The sequence below is a fragment of the Camelimonas abortus genome (assembly GCF_042432745.1).
Taxonomy (GTDB): Bacteria; Pseudomonadota; Alphaproteobacteria; order Rhizobiales; family Beijerinckiaceae; genus Camelimonas; species Camelimonas abortus.
This window is the reverse complement of sequence record NZ_JBHLWR010000006.1, coordinates 554,311-577,306: the sequence shown is the minus strand read 5'-3', so window position 1 is coordinate 577,306 and position 22,996 is coordinate 554,311. Positions and strand designations below refer to the sequence as shown.

At 72.0% G+C, this 22,996-nt stretch carries 21 protein-coding genes and 1 pseudogene; 11 read left to right on the top strand and 11 right to left on the bottom strand.

What is annotated here, in order from left to right; translation table 11 throughout:
• Window positions 1–213: 213 nt before the first annotated feature.
• The 7 genes from recO to ACFFJB_RS04930 form a co-directional block, all read right to left on the bottom strand.
• Entirely contained in the window at window positions 214–978 is a 765-nt protein-coding gene (gene recO, locus ACFFJB_RS04960; RefSeq protein WP_376830021.1) for a DNA repair protein RecO, read from the bottom strand.
• Between the two features lie 29 nt (window positions 979–1,007).
• A complete protein-coding gene (gene era / locus ACFFJB_RS04955; RefSeq protein ID WP_376830019.1) occupies window positions 1,008–1,961 on the bottom strand; it encodes a GTPase Era in 954 nt (317 codons plus the stop codon).
• A gap of 142 nt (window positions 1,962–2,103) precedes the next feature.
• The gene (gene rnc, locus ACFFJB_RS04950) at window positions 2,104–2,793 is read right to left on the bottom strand and encodes a ribonuclease III (protein ID WP_376830017.1); all 690 of its coding nucleotides are present in this window, start codon (window positions 2,791–2,793) and stop codon (window positions 2,104–2,106) included.
• Window positions 2,794–2,795: 2 nt separating this feature from the next.
• Window positions 2,796–3,566 carry a signal peptidase I gene (gene lepB / locus ACFFJB_RS04945; RefSeq protein ID WP_376830015.1) on the bottom strand — a complete coding sequence of 257 codons (771 nt, stop codon included), beginning with the start codon at window positions 3,564–3,566 and terminating at the stop codon, window positions 2,796–2,798.
• Between the two features lie 255 nt (window positions 3,567–3,821).
• On the bottom strand, window positions 3,822–4,229 hold the full coding sequence (gene acpS, locus ACFFJB_RS04940; protein WP_376830013.1) for a holo-ACP synthase: 408 nt from the start codon (window positions 4,227–4,229) through the stop codon (window positions 3,822–3,824).
• A gap of 117 nt (window positions 4,230–4,346) precedes the next feature.
• Window positions 4,347–5,054, bottom strand: a complete 708-nt coding sequence (locus ACFFJB_RS04935; protein WP_376830011.1) for an aquaporin — start codon at window positions 5,052–5,054, stop codon at window positions 4,347–4,349.
• Between the two features lie 406 nt (window positions 5,055–5,460).
• Window positions 5,461–6,243, bottom strand: a complete 783-nt coding sequence (locus ACFFJB_RS04930; protein ID WP_376830010.1) for a pyridoxine 5'-phosphate synthase — start codon at window positions 6,241–6,243, stop codon at window positions 5,461–5,463.
• 306 nt (window positions 6,244–6,549) lie between these two features.
• On the opposite strand from ACFFJB_RS04930, the gene ACFFJB_RS04925 reads away from it, so the two are divergent.
• Window positions 6,550–7,239 (top strand): dienelactone hydrolase family protein, encoded by a 690-nt coding sequence (locus ACFFJB_RS04925; protein ID WP_376830008.1) that lies wholly within the window; start codon window positions 6,550–6,552, stop codon window positions 7,237–7,239.
• A gap of 123 nt (window positions 7,240–7,362) precedes the next feature.
• Here ACFFJB_RS04925 and ACFFJB_RS04920 read toward each other — a convergent pair.
• Window positions 7,363–7,695, bottom strand: a pseudogene (locus ACFFJB_RS04920) (diguanylate cyclase domain-containing protein); the annotation flags it as partial.
• A gap of 1,309 nt (window positions 7,696–9,004) precedes the next feature.
• Between ACFFJB_RS04920 and rpsF the strand changes: the two are divergent.
• The 10 genes from rpsF to ACFFJB_RS04870 all read left to right on the top strand — a co-directional run bounded on the left by rpsF (window position 9,005) and on the right by ACFFJB_RS04870 (window position 19,406).
• Window positions 9,005–9,433 (top strand): 30S ribosomal protein S6, encoded by a 429-nt coding sequence (rpsF, locus tag ACFFJB_RS04915; protein WP_376830006.1) that lies wholly within the window; start codon window positions 9,005–9,007, stop codon window positions 9,431–9,433.
• 2 nt (window positions 9,434–9,435) lie between these two features.
• On the top strand, window positions 9,436–9,672 hold the full coding sequence (gene rpsR, locus ACFFJB_RS04910; protein WP_376830004.1) for a 30S ribosomal protein S18: 237 nt from the start codon (window positions 9,436–9,438) through the stop codon (window positions 9,670–9,672).
• 209 nt (window positions 9,673–9,881) lie between these two features.
• Window positions 9,882–10,859 (top strand): DUF2232 domain-containing protein, encoded by a 978-nt coding sequence (locus ACFFJB_RS04905; protein ID WP_376830002.1) that lies wholly within the window; start codon window positions 9,882–9,884, stop codon window positions 10,857–10,859.
• Window positions 10,860–10,898: 39 nt separating this feature from the next.
• Window positions 10,899–11,465 carry a 50S ribosomal protein L9 gene (gene rplI / locus ACFFJB_RS04900; RefSeq protein WP_376830000.1) on the top strand — a complete coding sequence of 189 codons (567 nt, stop codon included), beginning with the start codon at window positions 10,899–10,901 and terminating at the stop codon, window positions 11,463–11,465.
• 213 nt (window positions 11,466–11,678) lie between these two features.
• On the top strand, window positions 11,679–13,169 hold the full coding sequence (locus ACFFJB_RS04895) for a replicative DNA helicase (protein ID WP_376829998.1): 1,491 nt from the start codon (window positions 11,679–11,681) through the stop codon (window positions 13,167–13,169).
• Between the two features lie 212 nt (window positions 13,170–13,381).
• A complete protein-coding gene (gene alr, locus ACFFJB_RS04890; RefSeq protein WP_376829996.1) occupies window positions 13,382–14,536 on the top strand; it encodes an alanine racemase in 1,155 nt (384 codons plus the stop codon).
• Window positions 14,537–14,569: 33 nt separating this feature from the next.
• Complete coding sequence (radA, locus tag ACFFJB_RS04885) at window positions 14,570–15,988, top strand: DNA repair protein RadA (protein ID WP_376829994.1); 1,419 nt, start codon at window positions 14,570–14,572, stop codon at window positions 15,986–15,988.
• Window positions 15,989–16,100: 112 nt separating this feature from the next.
• Complete coding sequence (locus ACFFJB_RS04880) at window positions 16,101–16,700, top strand: CvpA family protein (RefSeq protein WP_376829992.1); 600 nt, start codon at window positions 16,101–16,103, stop codon at window positions 16,698–16,700.
• 440 nt (window positions 16,701–17,140) lie between these two features.
• Complete coding sequence (gene purF, locus ACFFJB_RS04875; RefSeq protein WP_376832545.1) at window positions 17,141–18,631, top strand: amidophosphoribosyltransferase; 1,491 nt, start codon at window positions 17,141–17,143, stop codon at window positions 18,629–18,631.
• Window position 18,632: 1 nt separating this feature from the next.
• Window positions 18,633–19,406: an SDR family NAD(P)-dependent oxidoreductase gene (locus ACFFJB_RS04870; RefSeq protein ID WP_376829990.1), complete on the top strand. Its 774-nt coding sequence runs from the start codon at window positions 18,633–18,635 to the stop codon at window positions 19,404–19,406.
• A 378-nt stretch (window positions 19,407–19,784) separates the two neighbouring features.
• Here the strand turns inward: ACFFJB_RS04870 and der are convergent, their stop codons facing one another.
• The 3 genes from der to panB form a co-directional block, all read right to left on the bottom strand.
• On the bottom strand, window positions 19,785–21,164 hold the full coding sequence (gene der / locus ACFFJB_RS04865) for a ribosome biogenesis GTPase Der (RefSeq protein WP_376829988.1): 1,380 nt from the start codon (window positions 21,162–21,164) through the stop codon (window positions 19,785–19,787).
• 10 nt (window positions 21,165–21,174) lie between these two features.
• The gene (locus ACFFJB_RS04860) at window positions 21,175–21,942 is read right to left on the bottom strand and encodes a tetratricopeptide repeat protein (RefSeq protein ID WP_376829986.1); all 768 of its coding nucleotides are present in this window, start codon (window positions 21,940–21,942) and stop codon (window positions 21,175–21,177) included.
• 170 nt (window positions 21,943–22,112) lie between these two features.
• Window positions 22,113–22,943, bottom strand: a complete 831-nt coding sequence (gene panB / locus ACFFJB_RS04855; protein WP_376829984.1) for a 3-methyl-2-oxobutanoate hydroxymethyltransferase — start codon at window positions 22,941–22,943, stop codon at window positions 22,113–22,115.
• Between the last annotated feature and the right edge of the window lie 53 nt (window positions 22,944–22,996).

Genomic DNA, 22,996 nt, shown 5'->3' with positions numbered 1-22,996 from the left:
GCGCGTCCCGGCCCCTCCCGCCGGCGCCCAGTATGGCGCGTTTTGCGCCAGAAGGCGCGCGTTGCGGCGCCCGCCGGCGCGGCGCGGCGCGCGCCGCCGCAGACCCGCCGGCCGCGACAGGGCCGCAGACAGTGGAACGGGTAGCGAACGCAGGGCGCAAACGCAAGCGTTCTCCGTGGCTTCCGCCTTGCGCTCCACCGCCATGGCGCCGCATCAGCGCGGCGCGGCGGCCCCCGCCGCCATGCGCTGCAGCAGGCCGATCACCCGCTCGCGCGCTCCCGGAGCCGGCAGGCCGCGCGGACCATAGACATGGCGCTGCAGGAAGAAGCCGGTGAGCCGCAGCGCCTGCAGCGCCTCGGCCACGTGCGGCGGCCTGCCGGTCGGCGCGCGCAGGAAGGCGGGCAGCGGCAGCAGCCGCTCCTTCCATGGCGCCCCGGCGGCGGCGCTGACGGCGCGGCCGGATTTCGGCGAGACATAGGCGAGGTTCTCCGTGACGCCCGTGGCGACGCAGCGCTGCAGGTCGAGGCCGAAGCCCAGCTCCGCCAGCAGCGACAGCTCGAACAGCGCCAGCAGGCCGGGCCCGGGCGCGAGGTCGGCGTCGGCGGGCTCGTGGCAGGCCTGGCCGGCGAGCAGCGCCAGGGCGTCATGCACGTTGCGGTGCGGATCGCGCTCGGGCAGCAGGCGGGCGAGCGCGAGCGCCGCGCCCAGCACGTTGAGCGCCATGGCCGAGCCCATGTAGCGGGCGGCGCGCATTTCCCGCGCCTCCACGGCGTAGACGCCGAGATGCTCCTCCATGCGGGCGCGCCAGACCACCGCCACCGAATTGCCCGGCTGCAGCACCGGCTGCAGGCGCGCCGAACGGCCGCCGCGCACCACGCCGGCGTGGCGGCCGTGGTCGCGGGTCATCAGCTCGACAATGACGCTGGTTTCGCCCAGGCGCCGCACGCCCAGCACGACGCCCTCGTCGGTCCATTCCATCAGCGCTCCAGCCCGGCGCCCCCGCGCGCTCAGTCAGGGAACTCGAGGCCCATTTCGCGGTAGCGCGCCGGGTCGTCGCCCCAGTTTTCCCGCACCTTGACGAACAGGAACAGGTGCACCTTCGCATCGGCCGCCTCGGCGATGTCGCGGCGGGCGGCGACGCCGATGGCCTTGATGGTCTGTCCGCCCTGCCCCAGCACGATGCTGCGCTGGCTCTCGCGCTCCACATAGATGGTCTGCTCGATGCGGATGGAGCCGTCCTTCTGCTGCTTCCAGCTGTCGGTCTCCACGGTGGAGGCGTAGGGCAGCTCGTCGTGCAGGCGGTTGAACAGCTTCTCGCGGGTGATCTCGGCCGCGAGCTGGCGCAGCGGCGCGTCGGCGATCTGGTCTTCCGGATAGTGCCAGTGATCGAAGGGCAGGCGCGCGGCCAGCCACGCCTTCAGGTCCGCCACGCCGTCGCCGCGCATGGCGGAGACCATGAAGGTGCGCTCGAAGTCACCCTTCTCATTGATGGCGGCGGCCAGCGCCAGCAGCTTCCCGCGCGGGATCAGGTCGATCTTGTTGAGCACGAGCACCTTCGGCCTGCGGATCTCCGCCAGGCGTCCGGACAGCTCCTCCACCTGTTCGTCCACGCCCTTGCGGGCGTCCACCAGCAGGCAGACGATGTCGGCGTCGCCGGCGCCGCCCCAGGCGGCGTTGACCATGGCGCGGTCGAGGCGGCGTCTGGGGCGGAAGATGCCGGGGGTGTCGACGAACACCAGCTGGCTGTCTCCATGGATGGCGATGCCGCGCACGAGGGTGCGCGTGGTCTGCACCTTGCGCGAGATGATGGAGACTTTCGCCCCCACCAGGGCGTTGAGCAGCGTTGACTTGCCGGCGTTGGGCGCGCCGACCAGCGCGATGAAGCCGCAACGGGTCTGCGGCGCGTCGCCGGCCTGCGGCGCGCGGCCGGCCGCGGACGGCGGCGTGGTGTCGTCGGTCATGTCGTCTCCTGCGCGAAGCCGGTCCTTGCCCCCGTCGCGGGGTCCGGCGTGCGCCAGCTGCCTGCCGGCGGGGCTGGTCCCCCCGACGGTTTCAGGATGTTTCAGAATATCACGGAGGAACCGCGCCCTGCGCAACCATGCTTCAGGCGGTCACGCCCTCGCGCGCCAGAAACTGGCTGGCGGCGTCCTGCTCGGCGGCGCGTTTGGACGGCCCCTTGCCGAGGCACGGCGGATAGCCCTGAACCAGGGTGGAGATGGTGAACACCGGGGCGTGATCGGGGCCGGTGGTCTCCACCAGCTCGTAGCCGGGGTTGGGCAGGCCGCGGGCGTGGGCCCATTCCTGGAGGGTGGTCTTGGCGTCGCGCAGGGAGCGGCGCGGCGCGTGCATCAGCGGCCCGAAGGCGGCGCGCACCACGGCGGCGGCGGCGTCATGGCCGCCGTCGAGATAGACGGCGCCGACGATGGCCTCGCACACGTCGGCCAGAACGGAGACGTTCTGGCGCGCGCGCGGGAAGGCGCCGCCGGCGGCGAGGCGCAGGTGGGGCGCCACGTCCCAGGCCTTCGCCACCTCGGCGCATGTTTCGCGCCGCACCAGCTCGGCGAGCCGGCGCGAGAGCTCCCCCTCCTCGGCGCCCGGAAAGGTCTCGAACAGCATGCCGGCGACGATGAGGCCGAGCACGCGGTCGCCGAGAAACTCAAGACGCTGGTAGGAGCCGATGCGGTCGTCGGCGCCGCTCACATGGGTGAGCGCCTGCTCCAGCAGCCTGCGGTTGGCGAAACGGTGGCCGACGGCCGCTTCCAGCCGGTCAAGGGGCGGTCTGCGGGAGGCCATGCCTATCTGACCCTCGTGAACAGGCGGTCCCAGCGCACGCTCCACGGCCATTTCCAGAACTGCCATGCGGCGGCGGCGTCCTTCACCGAGAAGAAGATCACCTCCGCGCGGCCGACCAGGTTCTCGAACGGCACGTAACCGACATTGGCCTCGTCGCGGCTGTCGGTGGAGTTGTCGCGGTTGTCGCCCATCATGAAATAGTGGCCCGGGGGCACGGTGTAGACATAGGTGTTGTCCCAGTAGCCCCGGTCGCCGTCACGTTCGATGATGCGGTGGGAGACGCCGCCGGGCAACGTCTCGATGTACTGCGGCACCGGCACCTGGCGCCCCCAGGAATCGGTGGTGACATAGTCCTCGATGCGTTTGCGCTCCACCAGCTGGTCGTTGATGTAGAGGCGCCCGTCGCGCATCTGGATGCGGTCGCCGGGCAGGCCGATGACGCGCTTGATATAGTCGGTGGAGTTGTCCTTCGGCAGCTTGAACACCGCCACATCGCCGCGCTTCGGCTCCGAGGCGAAGATGCGGCCACGGAACAGCGGCGGGCTGAAGGGAATGGAATATTTCGAATAGCCGTACGAATATTTGGAGACGAACAGGTAGTCGCCGACCAGCAGCGTCGGGATCAGCGAGCCGGACGGGATGTTGAACGGCTGGAACAGCAGCGTGCGCACCACCACCGCGATCAGCAGCGCCTGGACGATCACCTTGACGGTTTCGTACAGGCCCGTTTCGTTGCCCTGCCTGTCCTTCCTGTCGATTTCGGAGCGCGCCATGCAGCGGCCTTCCCTCACCGGCCGCGGAACGGGCCCGGCGGAACGTGTTTTAACGGAACGGGCGGACGGCCGTGGTCCGGCCCGCCCTGACGTCCGGGCATGGATAAACCATGGCCGGTTCCGGCTCAATCACCACGGCAAGATGGCGAAGCCGTGATGCGCCGCCGCCGGCGCCCCCTCCCCGCCCCGCGGACGGCGGCGGCCCCGGGAGGCGCGCCGGACGGCGCTCCTGGAGCGGGCGAAGCCGGGGCGCGCTCAGGGCTGGCGGGCCGGCGCCGCCTCGATGACCACGAAGGCCATGGCCATCGGCGGATCGTCGGTGAGCGACACGTGAATCACCGCCTCCATGCCCGGCGGGGTGATGGCCTGCAGCCGCGCTAGGGCGCCGCCGCTGAGGCGCATGACGGGGCGGCCGCCCGGCAGGTTCACCACCTCCATGTCGCGCCAGAACACGCCAAGTCGCAGGCCGGTGCCGAGCGCCTTGGCGCAGGCCTCCTTGGCGGCGAAACGGCGGGCGTAGGAGGCGGCGCGGGCGGCGCGGCGGTCGGAGCGCGTCCGTTCGGTTTCGGTGAAGATGCGGTGGGTGAAGCGGTCGCCGAACCGGTCCAGCGAGCGCTGGATGCGGTTGATGTCGCACAGGTCTGAACCAAGGCCGATGATCATGCGCGGCTCCGGCGGCTGGAGATGTCGCAGAGCCTATAGCGATCCCCGGCCCCGGACGCAAAAGCGCCCGGGCCTGGACCCGGGCGCGGGTGGCGAGGGCGCGCGCCCGCGGCCGGCTCAGGCGGCCGGCTCCGGCGTGCAGCGCGAAACGACGCCGGCGATCACCCCGCCGATGACCGGCGCGACGATGAACAGCCACAGCTGCGCCAGCGCCTTGCCGCCGACGAACACCGCCGGGGCGATGCTGCGCGCCGGGTTCACCGAAACGCCGGTGACGTTGATGAACACCACATGGATGACGAACAGGGCGAGGCCGATGACCAGGCCGGCGATGGCGGCGTTGGCGGCGCCCTTCGTCACCTGCAGCACCACATAGACGAAGATGAAGCTGATGAGGAGCTCCACGAGGAAGGCGGCGACCACGCCGTAACCGGCGCCATACCCCTCCCCCCAGCCGTTCTGGCCGAGCCCGGCGGCGCCGATGTCATGGCCGCCGAGCTTGCCCTGCAGGATCAGCGCCAGCAGGCCGGCGCCGATGACGCCGCCGATGACCTGGGCGATGATGTAGCCGGCGGCCTCCGCCGCGCCCATGCGGCCGGCGGTGACGAAGCCGAGGGTGACCGCGGGATTGATGTGGCAGCCGGAAATGGCGCCGATGCTGTAGGCGGCGACGATGAGGCCGACGCCAAAGCCGAAGGCGATGCCCAGCAGGTCCATCGCCGTTCCGGCGCCCGCGCCCGTGGAGAGGACAGCCGCGCCGCAGCCGAAGAACACCAGAAGCGCCGTGCCGTACGCCTCGGCGAGATATTTGCATGCGCCACCCATGCGCATCCTCCGTGTCGGTGAGTTTCCCCTGCGATATCTGGCGCCGCCGCCGGTTCGCGGCGCCGTCCCCGCGCGTGTCCCGCGAACGCCCGCGCGCTGTCCCGCGTCCCGCCGCATTGCCTGCGAACGGGCGTCCCGCGGGCCGGACGCGGAGCAGGGCGACCGCTCCCGGCGGCCCATCGCGCAAACGTCATGCTTGATAACATATGACGGAATGAACAGCCAAAGCTGTTATGGCTTCACTTTTTCGGGAAACGAAGGTCAGACGCCTGCGCGGCGCGGCGGACGCAGGCACGGCGCCGCGTGACGCTCCGCAACGGCGTGGACTGGCGCGGGGCGGCGAAACAAAACGGCCCGCGCTCCGGAAAAGAACGCGGGCCGCGACAGCAAAACGCCAGTAACGACGCTACGGAACGTCGCGCGCTTCCCGCGCCTCCAGAATCAGGCGGCGCATGGTCGCCACCGCCGCGGCGAGGCCGGTGAAAATCGCCTCGCCGATGAGGAAATGGCCGATGTTGAACTCGGCGATCTGCGGTATGCGCGCCACCGGCCGCACCGTGTCGAAACTGAGCCCGTGGCCGGCGTGAATCTCCAGCCCGAGCCGGTCGCCCGCCGCGGCGGCGGCGCGGATGCGCTCCAGCTCGCGGGCGGCGCCGGCGTGGTCGCCGGCGTCGTGGCGCAGGCAGAAGGCGCCGGTGTGCAGCTCCACCACCGGCGCGCCCAGCTCCGCCGCCGCCTCCAGCACGGCCGGCTCCGGCTCGACGAACAGCGACACGCGAACGCCGGCTGCCGAGAGGTCGGCGATCATCGGCTTCAGCTCGCGCCTGAGGCCGATGACGTCGAGACCGCCTTCGGTGGTGCGCTCCTCGCGCCGCTCGGGCACAAGGCAGACGGCGTGCGGCAGGATTTCGAGGGCGATGGCGACCATCTCCGCCGTGGCCCCGGCCTCGAAATTGAGCGGAACCGCCAGCTCCTGCTTCAGGCGGCGCATGTCGTCGTCGCGGATGTGGCGACGGTCCTCGCGCAAATGGGCGGTGACGCCGTCGGCGCCGCCCTGCACGGCCAGATGCGCGGCGCGCACCGGATCGGGCGTCGCCCCGCCTCGGGCGTTGCGCACCGTGGCCACGTGATCGATGTTGACGCCAAGACGCGGCCGCCGCGCCGCGCCGCTGCCGTCCGGTTCCGCCATTGTTCCGCCTTCCGTTTCTGTCCCGCCCCCGCGCCGCGGCCGGAAACGGGGCCAATCACCCGCAACTGGCAGACACCTTTCGCCGCAAAAACGCAAGCCGGACGTTACCCGCCGCCGCCCCCTTTCCATGCGCCGGGGGGACGTGCTCTGCTGGCGTCAAAAGCCCGGATTCGGCCGCCCGCCGGCCGCAGCCGGCTCCGGAGCGGGGCGGCGGCGACGGAGCGCCCCGCCTGACGCCCGTCCGGGAGCCGCGCCGGCGCCTCCCGGAGCCGGCCGCGGCGGACGCGCCGGAAGGAGGAAACGTCAATGACGCGCGTCACAACGGGAATGATGGTCACGCTGGAGGCCAGCGACGGCTTCGTGCTGCCGGCCTATCGCGTGGAGCCGCGGGGCGAGCCGCGCGGCGGCGTGGTGATCCTGCAGGAGATTTTCGGCCTAAACCCGCACATCCGGTCCGTGGCGGACACCTACGCCCGCGCCGGCTATCTGGCCGTGGCGCCGGCGCTGTACGAGCGCGTGGCCCCGGGCGCGGAGCTGGGTTACGCGCCGGCGGAGATCGCCCGCGGGCTGGAGCTGCGGGCGCAGTGCGACGTCGCCGACGTGCTGAAGGACATTGAGGCCGCTGTCGCCGACGCCGCCCTAGCCGGCCGCACGGCGGCGATCGGCTACTGCTGGGGCGGCCAGCTGGCGTGGCGGGCGGCCGCGGCCCTGCCGGAGCTGTCAGCGGCGGTCGTCTATTACGGCGGCGGGATCGACGCCCTCGGCCACCTGACGCCGCTGTGCCCGGTGCTCGGCCATTTCGCCCGGCGCGACGCCCATATTCCGGTGGACGGCGTCCTGGCCGTCCAGGCGCGTCACCCCGGCCTGTTCGAGGTCCATCTTTACGACGCCGGCCACGGGTTCAACTGCGACGCCCGGGAAAGCCACGACCCCGCCGCCGCCGCCCTGGCCCTGAGCCGCACGCTCCGCTTCCTCGACCAGCGCGTCGCCGCCTGAACCGTCCGCGTCCATGCCGCCGCCCGGCCACATGCCCGCGGCGCGCCGCACCGTGCGCCGCGCGCCGGAGTAGATCGCCAGCCGGTCGGCGAAGGCGTCGTCGGGCCCGTCCTGCTCTCCGGCGTCGTCGCTGGCCGCTTCGGCGGCCTGCATCAGCGCCCGCAGGTCGTGACCGACGTCGGCCGAGCTGGCGAGGCCCACCCGGGCGCGCACGCGCACGCGCCGCCCGCCCTCGCCCCACGCCCGCGGGCACGAATCGAGCACGCGCCGCAGCAGGACCCCGGCCGCCTCCGGCGACACGTCCGGCATCACCACGGCGATCACCCCCGGCCCGAAACGCGCGGAAATGTCGGCGGCGCGCGCCCGCGCCATCAGCCGCTCATGCACCTGGCGCAGCCGCCCCTCCACGGCGGTCTGGTCCTCGCCGTCGAACGCGACGCGCGCGAAGGTCACCATCCCGCCCTGGCGGTGCTGCGCCGCCACCAGCCGCGAGGCCGGGCCGAGAAAGGCGCCGGTGCGCAGCGCGCCGGTGTCCGGATCAATTCCCGCCATCACGTCCAGCGACTGCTCGCGCCGCTCGCGCGACATCCCGAAAGCCATGGCCGCGGCGGTGGAGATGGAGATGCCGGCGGCCAGCGCCAGCCACACGCCCCAGGAGCCGGCCGGGTCGCCGGCCAGATGGTTCACGGCGATCCAGTCGGCGCGCAGGGAGATGACCAGCTGGACGAGCAGGCAGAAGATCGCGACGGCGAGCGACGCCGCCAGCAGCGGCCGCGAAGGCAGCGCCTCGCGCCGGGCGCGCAGGGTCTCGTAGAGGGCGAGCCCCAGCAGCACGGCGAGCATGAAGCCGGCGGTGTTGGCGGCCTTCTGCGGGTCCAGCTGGTCCGCAACCAGCGTCACGCCGGCCATCCACGCCAGCGGCGCGCCGGCCAGCGCCGGCCATACCGCCGGGCGGCCTTCAAAGAACCGCAGCGCCTGCCAGATCAGCCCTGCGGAGAACAGGAGGAGGCCGCCGGCGAGCACGCCCACCGCAAAGGGCGCCCCGGCGGCTCGCCACACCGCGAGACCGCAGCCGGCGGCGAGCGCGCACAGCGCCGCCGACCACCAGCCGGACAGGCCGGAGCGCCGGTCCGTCAGCCACAGAAAGGCGAGCAGCGCCCCCTGGGCGCCGGCGATGACGGCGACCACGCTCAGTATCGTCGCGAACTGAAGTCCCACCTGATCCTCCTGGCCCCCCGCCGCCCGGATCGCCTGTCCGCCAGAGCCCCCCGCGCCGCTGACGCAGCTGACGGCGCCCCCGCCGGCCATTCCCCCGGGAATCTCCGGCCGCCTCCGGCGAACATGACTTTCAATCTGGGACGAACGCCGAAGAATATCCGCTTCGCGCCCTGATTCAACGTGCGTCGTGAGCGCGCGACGCCATGGCCGCCCGGCCCGTGCGCAACGGAAACCGCGCGGCCGGCGCCCCAGGGACGCGGCCTGCGCCGCGGGGACGCGGCGGCGGGAAAAGGCGCGGGAGCGCGGGAAAACGGCGGCGGCGGCGGCGTTTCGCGCGCCGCGGCCTTGCCATCGGCGGCGGGTTGGTATAGGGGAGCGGCTCCATGCCGGCTCTGGCCGGAAGCTGAACGGACAGCCGCGCCATGCGGCGGACATGAGGTCCACGTCCGGTGTTTCCGCCTTCGAACCCGCGCTCGGGCCTTGCAATGGCGAGGCTCGGAGGGCTCTGCGCCGGAGCGGCGTGACAGCAGAGAAAGAGGCCCGCTTTATGGCGCTTTACGAACACGTTTTCCTGGCCCGCCAGGACATCAGCGCAGCGCAGGTTGAGACGCTGATCGAGCAATTCAAGGGCGTTATCGAGGCCCACGGCGGCGCTGTCCGCAAGGTGGAGACCTGGGGCGTCAAGTCGCTCGCCTACCGCATCAAGAAGAACCGCAAGGCGCACTTCGCGCTCATGAACATCGACGCCCCGCACGCCGCGGTGGCCGAGATGGAGCGCCAGATGCGCATCAGCGAGGACGTTCTGCGCTTCATGACCATCCGCGTGGAGGCGCATGAGGAAGGTCCGTCCGCCATGCTGCAGAAGCGTGACCGTGACGACCGTCGCGACCGCGACGGCGAGCGCGGCCAGCGCCGCGGCGGCCGCGACCGCAACCGTGAGGCCGAGCAGGCCGCTGCTTCCAGCGAGGAGAACTGATCATGGCCACTGCTCCGCGTCGCCCCTTCTTCCGCCGTCGCAAGACCTGCCCGTTCTCGGGCCCGAACGCGCCGAAGATCGACTACAAGGACACGCGCCTGCTGTCGCGCTACATCTCCGAGCGCGGCAAGATCGTGCCCTCGCGCATCACCGCGGTTTCGGCCAAGAAGCAGCGTGAGCTGGCGCAGGCCATCAAGCGCGCCCGCTTCCTCGGCCTGCTGCCGTTCGTGATCCGCTGATCGCGACTTGCGGGCGCCCCGCGGCGCCCGCCTTCGCCAGGTCTCCCCGGCGTCCGCGCCGGGGCCGCGCCTTCCGCCGGCGCCATGCGGCCGGCGGCGCCTGACGGCGCCACGCACAGAGATGGAAGCCGCCGGTCCTGCGGGACCGGTATGTTGGGGCGGCCGCGCGCCTCCCCTAACCCTGCGGAACGCAGCGGGACAGCAGGACCATGCCGACACAGATCCTGACAGGCGTCGGGGCGGGGCTCGCCTCAGCCCTCCTGTTCACGGTGGTGATCTCCGGATCGCCGGCCGCGCTGCTGCTGTCCTATCTCGCTCCCCTTCCCGTTTTTCTCGTCACCCTTGGCTGGCGGCATGTCACCGGCCTGATCGCGGCCGCCACCGGCATGGCGACGTGCGCCGTCGCCTTCCGCGCCTCGGGCGGCGCGCTCACCGGCCTCACCTATGGGGTCGGCGTGGCGCTGCCGGCGTGGTGGCTGGGCTATCTTGCGCTGCTCGGCCGCCCCGGCGCCCACGGGAGCACGGAGTGGTATCCGTCAGGCCGGCTGCTGTTCTGGCTGGCGGGCGTGGCCGCTTTCGTCACGCTGCTGGGGGTGTTTTCCATCGGCGGCTCGCTCGCCGCCTATGAGCGCACCATGAGCGAGGCGCTGTCGGCCATGCTGCGCGCCGGCTCCGGAAACGGCGCGCCGGCGCTGCCGGAGGGCATGGACGAGGCCGCGTTCGTCGCCACGGTGGTGAAGGCGGCGCCGCTGCTGGTGGCGGCCTCCTTCGTGCCGATGCAGGCGCTCAACCTGTGGCTGGCGGCGCGCATCGTCGCCGCCTCCGGCCGTCTTGCGCGGCCGTGGCCGGAGCTGGCGGCGGCGCGCATGCCGTTTGCGGCGCTCGGCGTCTTCGCCGTCGCCTTCGCCCTGGCCACGCTGGCGGGCGGGGTGGCGGGGGTGGCCGGCGCGGCGCTCACCGGCAGTTTCGGCGCGGCCTACGCGCTGCAGTGCCTTGGCGCGCTGCATGCGGCCCTGCGCGGCAAGACGGCGCGCCCCTTCGTGCTCGCGACCCTCTACGCGCTGATGATTCCGTTTTTCGTCTGGATCGTCCCGGCGCTGGCCGTCGGCGGCGTTCTTGAAACCATTACGCGGGCGTTCCGTCGCAACGGCGCCGGCGCCCCCCCGCCGCCGGCCAACGACGCCTGATGGCGGCGGCGCAACCGGTTACCTGACAGGAGCAACACAATGCAGGTCATTCTTCTCGAGCGCATCGCCAAGCTGGGCCAGATGGGCGACACCGTCCGCGTCAAGGACGGCTTCGCCCGCAACTACCTGCTGCCGCAGGGCAAGGCGCTGCGCGCCACCAAGGCCAATCTCGCCCGCTTCGAGGAGCAGCGCGCCCAGCTCGAGGCCCGCAACCTGGAGCGTCGCGCCGAGGCCGAGAAGGTCGCCGAGTCGCTCAACGGCCAGACCTTCGTCATCATCCGCCAGGCCGGCGAGACCGGCGTGCTGTATGGTTCGGTCTCCACCCGCGACATCGCCGAGACGGTCACCGCCGGCGGCTTCTCGGTGGCGCGCCAGCAGGTCGCCCTCAACGCCCCGCTCAAGACCCTGGGCCTGCATGAGGTCACCATCCGCCTGCACCCCGAGGTTGAGGTCACCGTCACCATCAACGTCGCCCGCTCCGCCGAGGAGGCCGAGCGCCAGGCCCGCGGCGAGGAAGCCATCGTGCGCGAGGAGACCAGCCTCGATGACCTCGGCCTTGAGGTCGGCGCCGCGCTCGCCGACGCCGGCGACGGCGTCGAGCTCTGATCCCGTCATCCGCGCTGCGGAAACGGTCGGGGGGCTCTGCGGAGCCCCCCTTTTTTTGCGCCGCGCCCCCGGCGGCCCGCGGCTGTGAATCGCTGTTAACAACGTGGCCCCGGCCGCGCCGGCGGGGTCGGCTCGCGCCGAATGTTCCCCGGCCGGGCGCGGCGCGTGGTACAAATCGCCTTCGCCCCGTCGTGGTCAGTGGTCTGGTGAAACATGTCTGCAAACGCGCTCGTCACGCATCTGGAAGCAGCTGCGGAACCGGCTCACCGCGTCCCGCCCCATAACCTTGAGGCCGAGATGGCGCTGCTGGGCGCCATCATGATCAACAACGACGCCTATTACCGGGTGTCGGACTTCCTCAGTCCGGAGCACTTCTACATCGGGGCGCACCGGCGGATATACGAGGTGGCCGCGCAGCTGATCCGCGCCGGCAAGATCGCCACCCCCATCACCATGAAGACCTTCCTCCAGGACCTGGACCTGGGGGGCGGCGTCACCAGCGCCCAGTACATGGCGCGCCTCGCCGCCGAAGCCACGACCATCATCAACGCCGAGCATTACGGGCGGGCGATCTATGACCTCGCCATCCGGCGCGAGCTGATCAACCTCGGCAGCGACATGGTCAACCTCGCCTATGACGCGCCGGTGGAGTCCTCGCCGCGCGACCAGATCGAGGAGGCCGAGCGCAAGCTCTACGCCCTGGCCGAAACCGGCCGCTACGACGGCGGCTTCATGTCGTTCGGCGCGGCCCTCGCCGAGGCCATCGACATGGCGGCGGCCGCCTACCGGCGCGAGGGCAAGCTCTCCGGCATCGCCACCGGCCTCACCGATCTCGACCAGAAAATGGGCGGCCTGCAGCGCTCGGACCTGATCATCCTCGCCGGCCGCCCGGCCATGGGCAAAACCTCGCTGGCCACCAACATCGCCTTCAACGTCGCAAGGGCCTGGCGGGCGGAGAAGCGCCCGGACGGCGCGCTGGAGACGGTGAGCGGCGGCATCGTCGGCTTCTTCTCGCTGGAAATGTCGGCCGAGCAGCTGGCCAACCGCATCATCGCCGAGCAGTCCGGCGTGCCCTCCTACAAGATCCGCCGCGGCGACCTGCAGGAGGAGGAGTTCATCCGCATCGCCGACGCGGCGCGCGAGATGCAGTCGCTGCCGCTGTACATCGACCAGACCGGCGGCATCTCCATCGCCCAGCTCACGGCGCGCGCCCGCCGGCTGAAGCGCCAGCGCGGCCTGGACCTGCTGGTGGTGGACTATCTGCAGCTGCTTTCCGGCTCCTCGAAGCGCTCGGACAACCGCGTGCAGGAGATGACCGAGATCACCACCGGCATGAAGGCGCTGGCCAAGGAGCTGAACATCCCCATCATCGCCCTTTCGCAGCTCTCGCGTCAGGTGGAGGCGCGCGACGACAAGCGTCCGCAGCTCTCGGACCTGCGTGAATCGGGCTCGATCGAGCAGGACGCCGACGTGGTGCTGTTCGTCTACCGCGACGAATACTACCTGAAGATGAAAGAGCCGCGCCCGGGCACGGAGGAGCACTTCAAGTGGCAGGCGGAGATGGACCAGGCCCACGGCAAGGCCGAGGTCATCATCGGCAAGCAGCGTCACGGCCCCACCGGCACGGTGCAGCTGGCCTTCGAGGCCGAGATCACCCGCTTCTCCAACCTCGCCCAGAGCGACCGCCTGCCCGATCATTACTGATCCCCGCGGCGCGCCGCCGGCCCCGCGTCCCTGGGCAGGGCTTGCCGCAGGCAGGCGGCGCGTGCACTATCAGCCCCCCGGCGGCCGCGGCCCGCGCCCGGCCCGGCGGGACGGAACGGACAGGAAGGGCGACGCGACGCGCGCGGCCGCAGGGCCGCGGGCGCGTTTTCTTTTTCCGGGCCAGCCGCTCCGGGCCCTAGCGCAGGTACGCGATGCACGACATGTTTTCCGGCGACGTCCCTCCCGGTCTGGCCGGGAGCCGTCTCACCATTGACCTCGGCGCGCTGGCCGACAACTGGCGCTTCATGCGCGCGGCGTCAGGAACGGCGGAATGCGCCGCGGTGGTGAAGGCGGACGCCTATGGCGTCGGCCAGGGGCCGGCGACGCGCGCGCTCGCCGCCGCCGGCTGCCGCACCTTCTTCGTCGCCCACGCCAGCGAGGCGCTGCGGCTGCGGGCGGACGTTCCCGGCGCCTGCGTCTGGCTGCTCAACGGCCTGCCCCCGGGAGCGGCGCGCCGGCTGGCGGCCGCCGGGGTGCGGCCGGTCCTGGCCTCGCCGGCGCAGCTGGAGGAGTGGCGGCGGGAGGCCGGCGGCGCGCCGGCCGGCGTGCAGGTGGACACCGGCATGAACCGCCTTGGCCTCACCGCCGGGGAGGCGGCGGCGCTCGCCGCCAGCCCGCCGGAGTGGCTGGAGCTGGTGATGAGCCACTTCATCGCCTCCGAGGAGCCGGCCAATCCGCGCAACGCCGTCCAGATCGCCCGTTTCACCGAGATCGTCCGGCCGTTTCCGCCGCGGGTGCGCCGGTCGCTGGCCAATTCCTCCGGCGTGATGCTGCCCCAGGCGCCGCATTTCGACCTCACCCGTCCCGGCTATGCGCTTTACGGCGGCAACCCCACGCCGGAGCGGCCCAATCCCATGCGGCCGGTGGTGCGGCTGGAGGCGCGGATCATCCAGGTGCGCGAGGTCGCCGCCGGCGACACGGTGGGCTACAACGCCCGCTGGCGCGCCCCCGGGCCGGCGCGGGTCGCCATCCTCTCGCTTGGCTATGCGGACGGCTTTCCGCGCGCCGGCAGCGTGCGCAATGACGGCGCGGCCCAGCCCCTGCCCGGCGGCGCGGCGCTGGTCTCCGGCAGGCTGTGTCCCTTCGCCGGCGCCGTCTCCATGGATCTTGCGGCTGCGGACGTCTCCGCCCTGCCCGCCGGCGCGGTGCGCGCCGGGGACTGGGCCACGGTGATCGGCGACGCGCTGGACGTGGACACGGTGGCCGCCCGGCTGGGCACCATCGGCTACGAGATCCTCACCAGCCTTGGCCGGCGGCACGCGCGCATTTACGCTGGCGCGCCGGCGGCGGCTCCCGCCGCGCCCTGACGCCCCCCTCCCCGTCACACGAGGACAGCCCCCTTGGCCCGCGCCGTACGACAGTTCGTCTGCCAGGCCTGCGGCGCGACCCATCCGCGCTGGCAGGGCAAATGCGACTCCTGCAACAGCTGGAACACCCTGGTCGAGGAGACGCCGGCGGCGCCGGTGGCCGGGGCCTCGCCGGCGGCGGCCGCGCGCGCGCGCGGCCGCGCCTTCCGCCTTGAGGGGCTGCGCGGCGACACCGCCGAGCCGCCGCGGCTGGTCACCGGCATGGCCGAGCTGGACCGGGTGACCGGCGGCGGCTTCGTGCGCGGCTCGGTGGTGCTGATCGGCGGCGATCCGGGCATCGGCAAGTCGACGCTGCTGATCCAGGCCTGCGCCAGCCTGGCCCGCGCCGGCCACCGGGTGGCCTATATCTCGGGCGAGGAGGCGGTGGCCCAGGTGCGGCTGCGCGCCGAGCGGCTGCAGCTGGCCGACGCGCCGGTGGAGCTGGCCTCCGAAACCAATGTGGAGGACATCATCGTCACCCTGGGCCAGGGAAAGCCGCCGCGCCTGGTGGTGATCGACTCCATCCAGACCATGTGGACCGGCGCGGTGGATTCCGCCCCCGGCACCGTCACCCAGGTGCGGGCCAGCGCCCAGAACCTGATCCGTTTCGCCAAGACCACCGGCGCGGCGCTGATCCTGGTGGGCCACGTCACCAAGGACGGCCAGATCGCCGGCCCGCGGGTGGTGGAGCACATGGTGGACGCGGTCGCCTCCTTCGAGGGCGAGGCCGGCCACCATTTCCGCATCCTGCGGGCGGTGAAGAACCGCTTCGGCCCCACCGACGAGATCGGCGTTTTCGAGATGACCGGCCAGGGGCTGAGCGAGGTCTCCAACCCCTCGGCGCTGTTTCTCGCCGGGCGCGATCTCAACGCTCCGGGCACGGCGGTGCTGGCGGCCATGGAGGGCACGCGGCCGCTGCTGGTGGAGGTGCAGGCGCTGGTGGCGCCCAGCGCCCTCGGCACGCCGCGGCGCGCGGTGGTGGGCTTCGATTCCAGCCGCCTCGCCATGATCATCGCCGTGCTGGAGGCGCACGGCGGCGTGCGCCTCGCCCAGCACGACGTCTATCTCAACATCGCCGGAGGCATGCGCATCGGCGAGCCGGCGGCGGACCTCGCCGCGGCGGCGGCGCTGGTGTCGTCGCTGTCCGGGCGGCCGCTGCCGCCGGACACGGCGTTTTTCGGCGAGATCGGCCTCTCGGGCTCGGTGCGTCCGGTGGTGCAGGCCCAGGCGCGGGTGCGGGAGGCAGCGAAGCTGGGTTTCCGTCAGGTGGTATCGCCGCCGCCGCCGCCGGACCAGGGTGGCGACGCCGGCGCCCGGGTGACGCCGGTGGCCGCCATCGCCGATCTCGTGGCCCTCGTCGCCGCCGGCGGCGCGCGCACGCCCGCCGCGCCGGACGCCGGCGAAGGCTGGTGACGGTGGCCGGCTTATAAATTATACCAGCCTGGGCGCGTCTGACGCTCCGGCGCCGCCGGAGAAGCCGCGAACGGCTCCATGCCCTTTCCCGTCAACGGATGCGGTGTCGCTAATGCCAGTATCGATTCTTGATCTTGTCGTGCTTGGGGTCGTCCTGCTCTCGGCGCTGCTCGCGGCGGTGCGCGGGGCGACACGGGAGATTCTCGCCATCGCGTCCTGGGCGATCGCGGCCGCGGCGGCGCTGATGCTGCACCAGCCGCTGCTGCCCGTCGTGTCGCAGCACATCGCCAATCCGACGGTGGCGCTGGTGGTGACCATCGCGGCGATCTTCCTCGTCACGCTGGTGATCGTGTCGTTCATCACGCTGCGGATCTCGGACCTGGTGCTCGATTCGCGCATCGGCTCCATTGACCGCACGCTGGGCTTCGTGTTCGGCGTGGCGCGCGGCCTGCTGATCTGCGTCATCGCCTACATCTTCTTCAGCTGGCTGGTGCCGGAGAAAATGCAGCCCGACTGGGCGCGCGACGCGCGGCTGAAGCCGTTCCTGGAGCGCAGCGGCCAGCAGCTGCAGGCGCTGCTGCCCGATGATCCGGAAGCCATCATCGCCAGGTACCGCGACCGGGCGAAAACCGCGGCGGGCGGCGCCGACACGCCCCCGGCCGAAAGCGACTCGCCGCGGCCGCAGGCGCCGGCGGACGCCGCGCGCGACTGATCGCCTCCCCCAGGACAGTTGACCCCACGGGAGATCGGGAGCAAAAGCACCTTCATCTGGATCACGGTCCGGAACAGGGAGACGACGCGGCGCGACCGGCCTTCCGGCCGGCGTCGCGGCTTCGCTTCAGGGCAGGCCGGCGGACCGGCGACGGCGCTGGCGCGGCAAGGGCAGACGTTGAGGCAAGGGCGCAGCTTCTGGCCGCGCTCCGCGCAAACGTCCCTGCTGGGGTGAAAACCGGACAGAGAGTGTCCATATTTATTTGTTCCTGTATCGCCAGCCATGCCAGCGAGCGGCGCGCCGTCTCGCTGGCGCGCGCATTGGCGGCGTAGCGCAACTGCTGCGCGAGCAGCGACCCGGGACAGGAAGCCGGGTTCGGGAGTGGCCTGAAGATGAGTAACGCCGACACCGACGCAAACTGGCCCGCCCATGGCGGCGCCATGCTGTCCCGGCCGCCTGCGGCGCCGGACCATCCGGCCAGGGGCGACACTGACCTTGACGGCGACACGCTGCGCGAAGAGTGCGGCGTGTTCGGCATTTTCGGCCACCCGGAAGCGGCGGCGCTGACGGCGCTGGGCCTGCACGCGCTGCAGCACCGCGGCCAGGAGGCGGCGGGCATCGTCACCTATGACGGCGAGCGCTTCCATTCCGAGCGCCGCATCGGCCTCGTCGGCGACAATTTCTCCTCGCGCAGGACCATCGAGCGCCTGCAGGGGCAGGCGGCCATCGGCCACGTGCGCTATTCCACCACCGGCGAGACCGTCCTGCGCAACGTGCAGCCGCTGTTCGCCGAGCTGGAGGGGGGCGGCTTCGCCATCGCCCACAACGGCAACCTCACCAACGGCCTCACCCTGCGCCGCCAGCTGGTGCGCATCGGCGCGCTGTGCCAGTCCACCACGGACACGGAGGTGTTCCTGCATCTGGTGGCGCACAGCCGGCGGCTGCGGTTCATGGACCGCTTCATCGACGCCCTGCGCCAGGTGGAGGGCGCCTATTCGCTGGTGGCGCTCACCAACAAGAAGCTGATCGGCGCGCGCGATCCGCTCGGCATCCGCCCGCTGGTGCTGGGCGAGCTGGACGGCCGTTACATCCTCGCCTCCGAGACCTGCGCCCTGGACATCATCGGCGCCAACTTCATCCGCGACGTCGAGAACGGCGAGATCGTGGTCATTTCCGAGAGCGGCGTCGAGTCGATCCGGCCGTTCCCGGCGCAGCCGGCGCGTCCGTGCGTGTTTGAGTACATCTATTTCGCCCGTCCGGATTCGGTGGTGCACGGGCGCAGCGTCTATGAAGTGCGCAAGCGCTTCGGCGAGGAGCTGGCGCGCGAGGCGCCGGCGGAGGCGGACGTGGTGGTGCCTGTGCCGGATTCGGGCGTTCCGGCGGCCATCGGCTACGCCCGCGCCTCGGGCATTCCCTATGAGCTGGGCATCATCCGCAACCACTATGTGGGCCGCACCTTCATCCAGCCCACCCAGACCGGGCGCGAGACCGGCGTGCGCATGAAGCACTCGGCCAACCGCGGCGTGGTGGCGGGCAAGCGCATCGTGCTGATCGACGATTCGATCGTGCGCGGCACCACCTCGGTGAAGATCGTGAAGATGATGCGCGACGCCGGCGCGAAAGAGGTGCATTTCCGCATCGCCTGCCCGCCGATCCGCTATCCGGACTATTATGGCATCGACACGCCCGAGCGGGAGAAGCTGCTGGCGGCGACCCATTCGCTTGAGGAGATGCGCCGCTACATCGGCGCCGACAGCCTCGGCTTCCTCAGCGTGGACGGCGTCTACCGCGCCGCGGGCTATCCGGAGGGACGCAATCCGGACGCGCCGCAGTTCACCGACCACTGCTTCACCGGCGACTATCCGACGCCGCTGGCCGACATCACCGGCGAGGCGCCGCGTCAGCTCTCGCTGCTGGCGGAGGCCGGCTGACATGACGGCGACGACGGAAAAGCCCCTCGCCGGCCGTATTGCCGTGATCACCGGCGCCTCGCGCGGCATTGGCCGCGCCCTGGCGCTGGAGACGGCCCGCCAGGGCGCGCATGTGATCGCGCTGGCGCGCACCCAGGGCGCGCTGGAGGAGCTGGACGACGAGATCCGCGCCCTTGGCGGCTCGGCGACCCTGGTTCCGGTGGACGTGACCGACTATGACGCGCTGGACCGGCTGGGACTGGCCATTCACGAACGCTGGGGCCGGCTGGACATCATGGTGGCCAACGCCGGCTCGCTGAACCCGCTGGCGCCGCTGGGGCACACCACGCCTAGGGAGTTCGACACGGTGATGGCGGTGAACGTCACCTCCGTGTGGCGTCTGGTCCGTTCGCTCGATCCGCTGCTGCAGAAATCGGACGCCGGCCGGGCGATCTTCATGTCGTCCGGAGCGGCGCACAAGTGCCTGGCGTACTGGGGCCCCTACTCCGCCTCCAAGGCGGCGCTGGAGGCGCTGGCCCGCACCATGGCGGCGGAGAACGCCAACACCAGGGTGCGGGTGTCCATCGTCAATCCCGGCCCGCTGCGCACGCGCATGCGGGCGGCGGCGATGCCGGGCGAGGATCCGATGACGCTGCGCACGCCGGAGGATCTGGCGCCGCATGTGGTGCGGCTGATGCGGCCTGACTTCCAGGAAAACGGCCTGATCTACGACTTCCCGCAGAACGCCTTCCTCAGGCCGCAGATGCCGGCGAAGGTCGCGGTTTCCGGCTTCTGATCCCGCCGCCGCGGGCGGCGGGCCGTTGCGGGCCGCGTGTTTCCGGTTTGCCGTTGCGCGCCCGGGCGCTGCTGCGCCCGGGTTTCCTTTTGCCGGGACGTCGCCGGAGCGGACCGGGGCGTCGCGTCCGGCGCCATGGCGCCAGGCCGTCTCCCGGAATCGGCAGGCGCGACCACGGGCGGCGGCGGAGACGGCCGGCGACGCCCGGAGATGACGGCGGAGCTGCGGAGGCGAAGCGGCGGCGGCCGGCCTCAGGCCCCCGCCTCCGCGCCCGACGCTCCGGCGGCGGACCTGGAAACGCGGAGCTGGTCCGGGGGCTGCGCCATGCCGGCCGGAGGCGGATGGCGGAAGTCCCGCTGCGGGAGCCCCGGCCGCGCCTCAGCGCTTTTTCTTGCGCCCCTCGAACGGATTGGAGCCGGTGCGCAGCGACAGGCGTATGGGCGTGCCGGGCAGGTTGAAGTGCTCGCGCAGGCCGTTCACCAGATAGCGGGTGTAGGAGCCCGGCAGCTCGCCGAGCTGGTTGCCGAACAGCGCGAAATGCGGCGGCCGCGCCTTCACCTGGGTGATGTAGCGGATCTTGATGCGCCGGCCGGAAACCGCCGGCGGCGCGTGCGCCTCCAGCATCTCGCCGAGCCAGGCGTTGAGCCGCGCGGTGGAGATGCGCGTGTCCCACACCTGGCGGGCCTTCATCACCTCCTGCATCAGCCGGTCGACGCCCTCGCCCGACAGGCCGGACAGCGGCGCCACCGCCACGCCGCGCACCTGCGGCAGCAGCCGCGCCGCCGTCTCCCGCAGCTCGCCCAGCAGCCCCGGCTGGTCTGAAACCAGGTCCCACTTGTTGAGGCCGATGACCAGGGCCCGCCCCTCGCGCTCCACCAGGTCGACGATGGTGAGGTCCTGCTTCTCAAAGGGAATGGTGGCGTCCAGCAGCACCACCACCACGTCGGCGAAGCGCACGGCGCGCAGGCCGTCCGCCACCGAAAGTTTTTCCAGCTTGTCGTCGATGCGGGCGCGCTTGCGCATGCCGGCGGTGTCGTAGAGCTTCACCTTGTGGCCGCGCCACTCCCACGGGATGGAGATGGAATCGCGGGTGATGCCCGCTTCCGGCCCGGTGAGCAGCCGGTCCTCCCCGAGCATGCGGTTGATCAGCGTGGACTTGCCGGCGTTGGGCCGCCCGACGATGGCCACGCGCACCGGGCGGGTGGCGAAGTCGCCGTCGTCGTCCGCGTCGAAATCCGGATCGGCCTGGGCGGCGGCGGCCTCCGGCAGCGCGGCGAGCAGCGCCTCCAGCAGGCCGGAGATGTTCTCGCCATGCTCGGCCGAAACCGGCACCGGATCGCCAAGGCCGAGGCCGAAAGCCTCATACGCGCCATCAAGCCCCTGCGCCCCTTCCGCCTTGTTGGCGACGAGGATCACCGGCTTGCCGGCGCGGCGGGCGAGATCGGCGAAGCCGCGGTCGGCGCCGGTGAGGCCGACGCGCGCGTCCACCACGAACATCACCGCGTCGGCTTCGGCGACGGCGGCTTCGGTCTGGGCGCGCATGCGGCCGGTGAGGCTGCCGGCGTCCGCCTCCTCGAGGCCGGCGGTGTCCATGACGCGGAAGCGGAAGTGGCCGATGCGCGCCTCGCCCTCGCGCCGGTCGCGCGTGACGCCGGGCCGGTCGTCGACCAGCGCCAGCTTCTTGCCGACCAGGCGGTTGAACAGCGTCGACTTGCCGACGTTCGGACGCCCGATGATGGCGACCAGGGGCAGATTCATGATTGCGGGTTCAGTTCTGTGTGGCGGGCGCGCCGGCGCCAGCGGCGCCGGACGCGCCGGATGACGTGGAATCCGCCGGCGTGGCGGCGGAGGCGGCGGGTGCCGGCGCCGCGGCCGGGATGACGGCGACCGGGCCGGCGGCGGCCAGCTCAAGGAACAGCTGCGCCCGGCGGCGCAGCGCCTGGGGCGCCTCGGCGTCCACGGCCACCTGCAGGAACTGCTGCTCGGCTTCCGCGAGCTTGCCGGCCTTCAGCCAGGCGAGGCCGATGAGCTCGCGCGCCTGGTTGCGCCAGGGGTTGCCCGGCTGGGCGAGCCCCTGCACGCGGCTGGCGATCTCGTCCGGCGTGGCCACGTCCACGGCGAGCAGCGCCGCGCGCATGCGGGCGAAGTCGCGCAGGCCAGGCTCGAGACCCGTGTCGCCGGCGAGGGCGTCGAAGGCGGCGATGCCGGCGGCGCGGTCCTTCTGCGCCGTGGCGCTGGCGAGGCGGAAGCGCGCCAGGGCGGCGTAACCGCCCGGCCCGTTCTGCGCCAGCGCCTCCAGCGCGCGCAGCCCTTCGGCGCCGGAGCCGCTTTCGCCCAGCTGCTTCAGCGCCGTGGCGAAGCGCGCGCCGGCCTCGTCAGCCTGTTGCGCGGCGCGGTATTCCATGTAGCGCCAGCCGCCGACGCCGATGACGGCCGCCAGGACGACGCCGGCGACGAGACCGCCATAACGGCGCGCGAAGGCGGCGATCCGGTCACGCCGGAGGTCTTCGTCGATTTCGCGGAAAATGTCGGACATGCTGGCTCGCGTTCCCGTGTCGGATTGGGCCGGCGGACGGCTGGCATGGCCTTAGCACAAGCGGCGGCGCGAAGCGACCCCGGCGGCGCGGCCGCCGCCGGGCGCAAGGCGGCGCCGCGGCGGAGGCCGGACGCGCCGTCGCGGCGCGGGACGCCCCCGCGCCGGGGCGCTCACCCCTTTTTCGGCGCGCGCTTCGGGTAGATGTGCTCTTTCGCCGGGAAGACGCGGGCGCGCACTTCCTTCGCATAGGTCTCGACGGCCGCGGCGATGGCCGGGCCAAGGTCGGCGTAGCGCTTGACGAATTTCGGCGTCCACGGGCTCAGGCCGAGCATGTCCTCAAGCACCAGCACCTGGCCGTCGCAGGCGGCGGAGGCGCCGATGCCGATGGTGGGCACGTCGATCTGGCTGGTGATTCGGGCGGCGAGCGGCTCGGCCACCGCCTCGATGACGATGGCGCTGGCGCCGGCTTCGGCCACGGCGCGGGCGTCGGCCTCGATCTCCGGCCAGTCCTCCTCGTCGCGGCCGCGGGCGCGGAACGAGCCGAAGGTGTTGATGGACTGGGGCGTCATGCCGATGTGGCCAATCACCGGAACGCCGCGGCGGGTGAGGAAGCGGATGGTCTCGGCCATCAGCTGGCCGCCCTCCAGCTTCACGGCGCCGCAGCCGGTCTCCTTCATGATGCGGGCGGCGGAGCGGAAGGCCTGCTGCGGGCTCTCCTCATAGGAGCCGAACGGCATGTCCACCACCACGAGCGCGCGCGAGGAGCCGCGCATCACGGCGCGGCCCTGCAGGATCATCATGTCCAGCGTCACCGGCACGGTGGAAGGCAGGCCGTGCATCACCATGCCGAGGGAGTCGCCCACCAGAATCATGTCGCAGAAACGGTCCAGCAGGCTGGCCGTGTGCGCGTGATAGGAGGTGAGCGCCACGATCGGCTCGCCCCCCTTGCGCGCCCGCAGGTCCGGGGCCGTGATGCGCTTGATCTCTGACTGAAGGGACATGAAAGCAGCCTCGCACCAGTAACGGAACATGTCAGGACGCCTGCAGAGGCGGA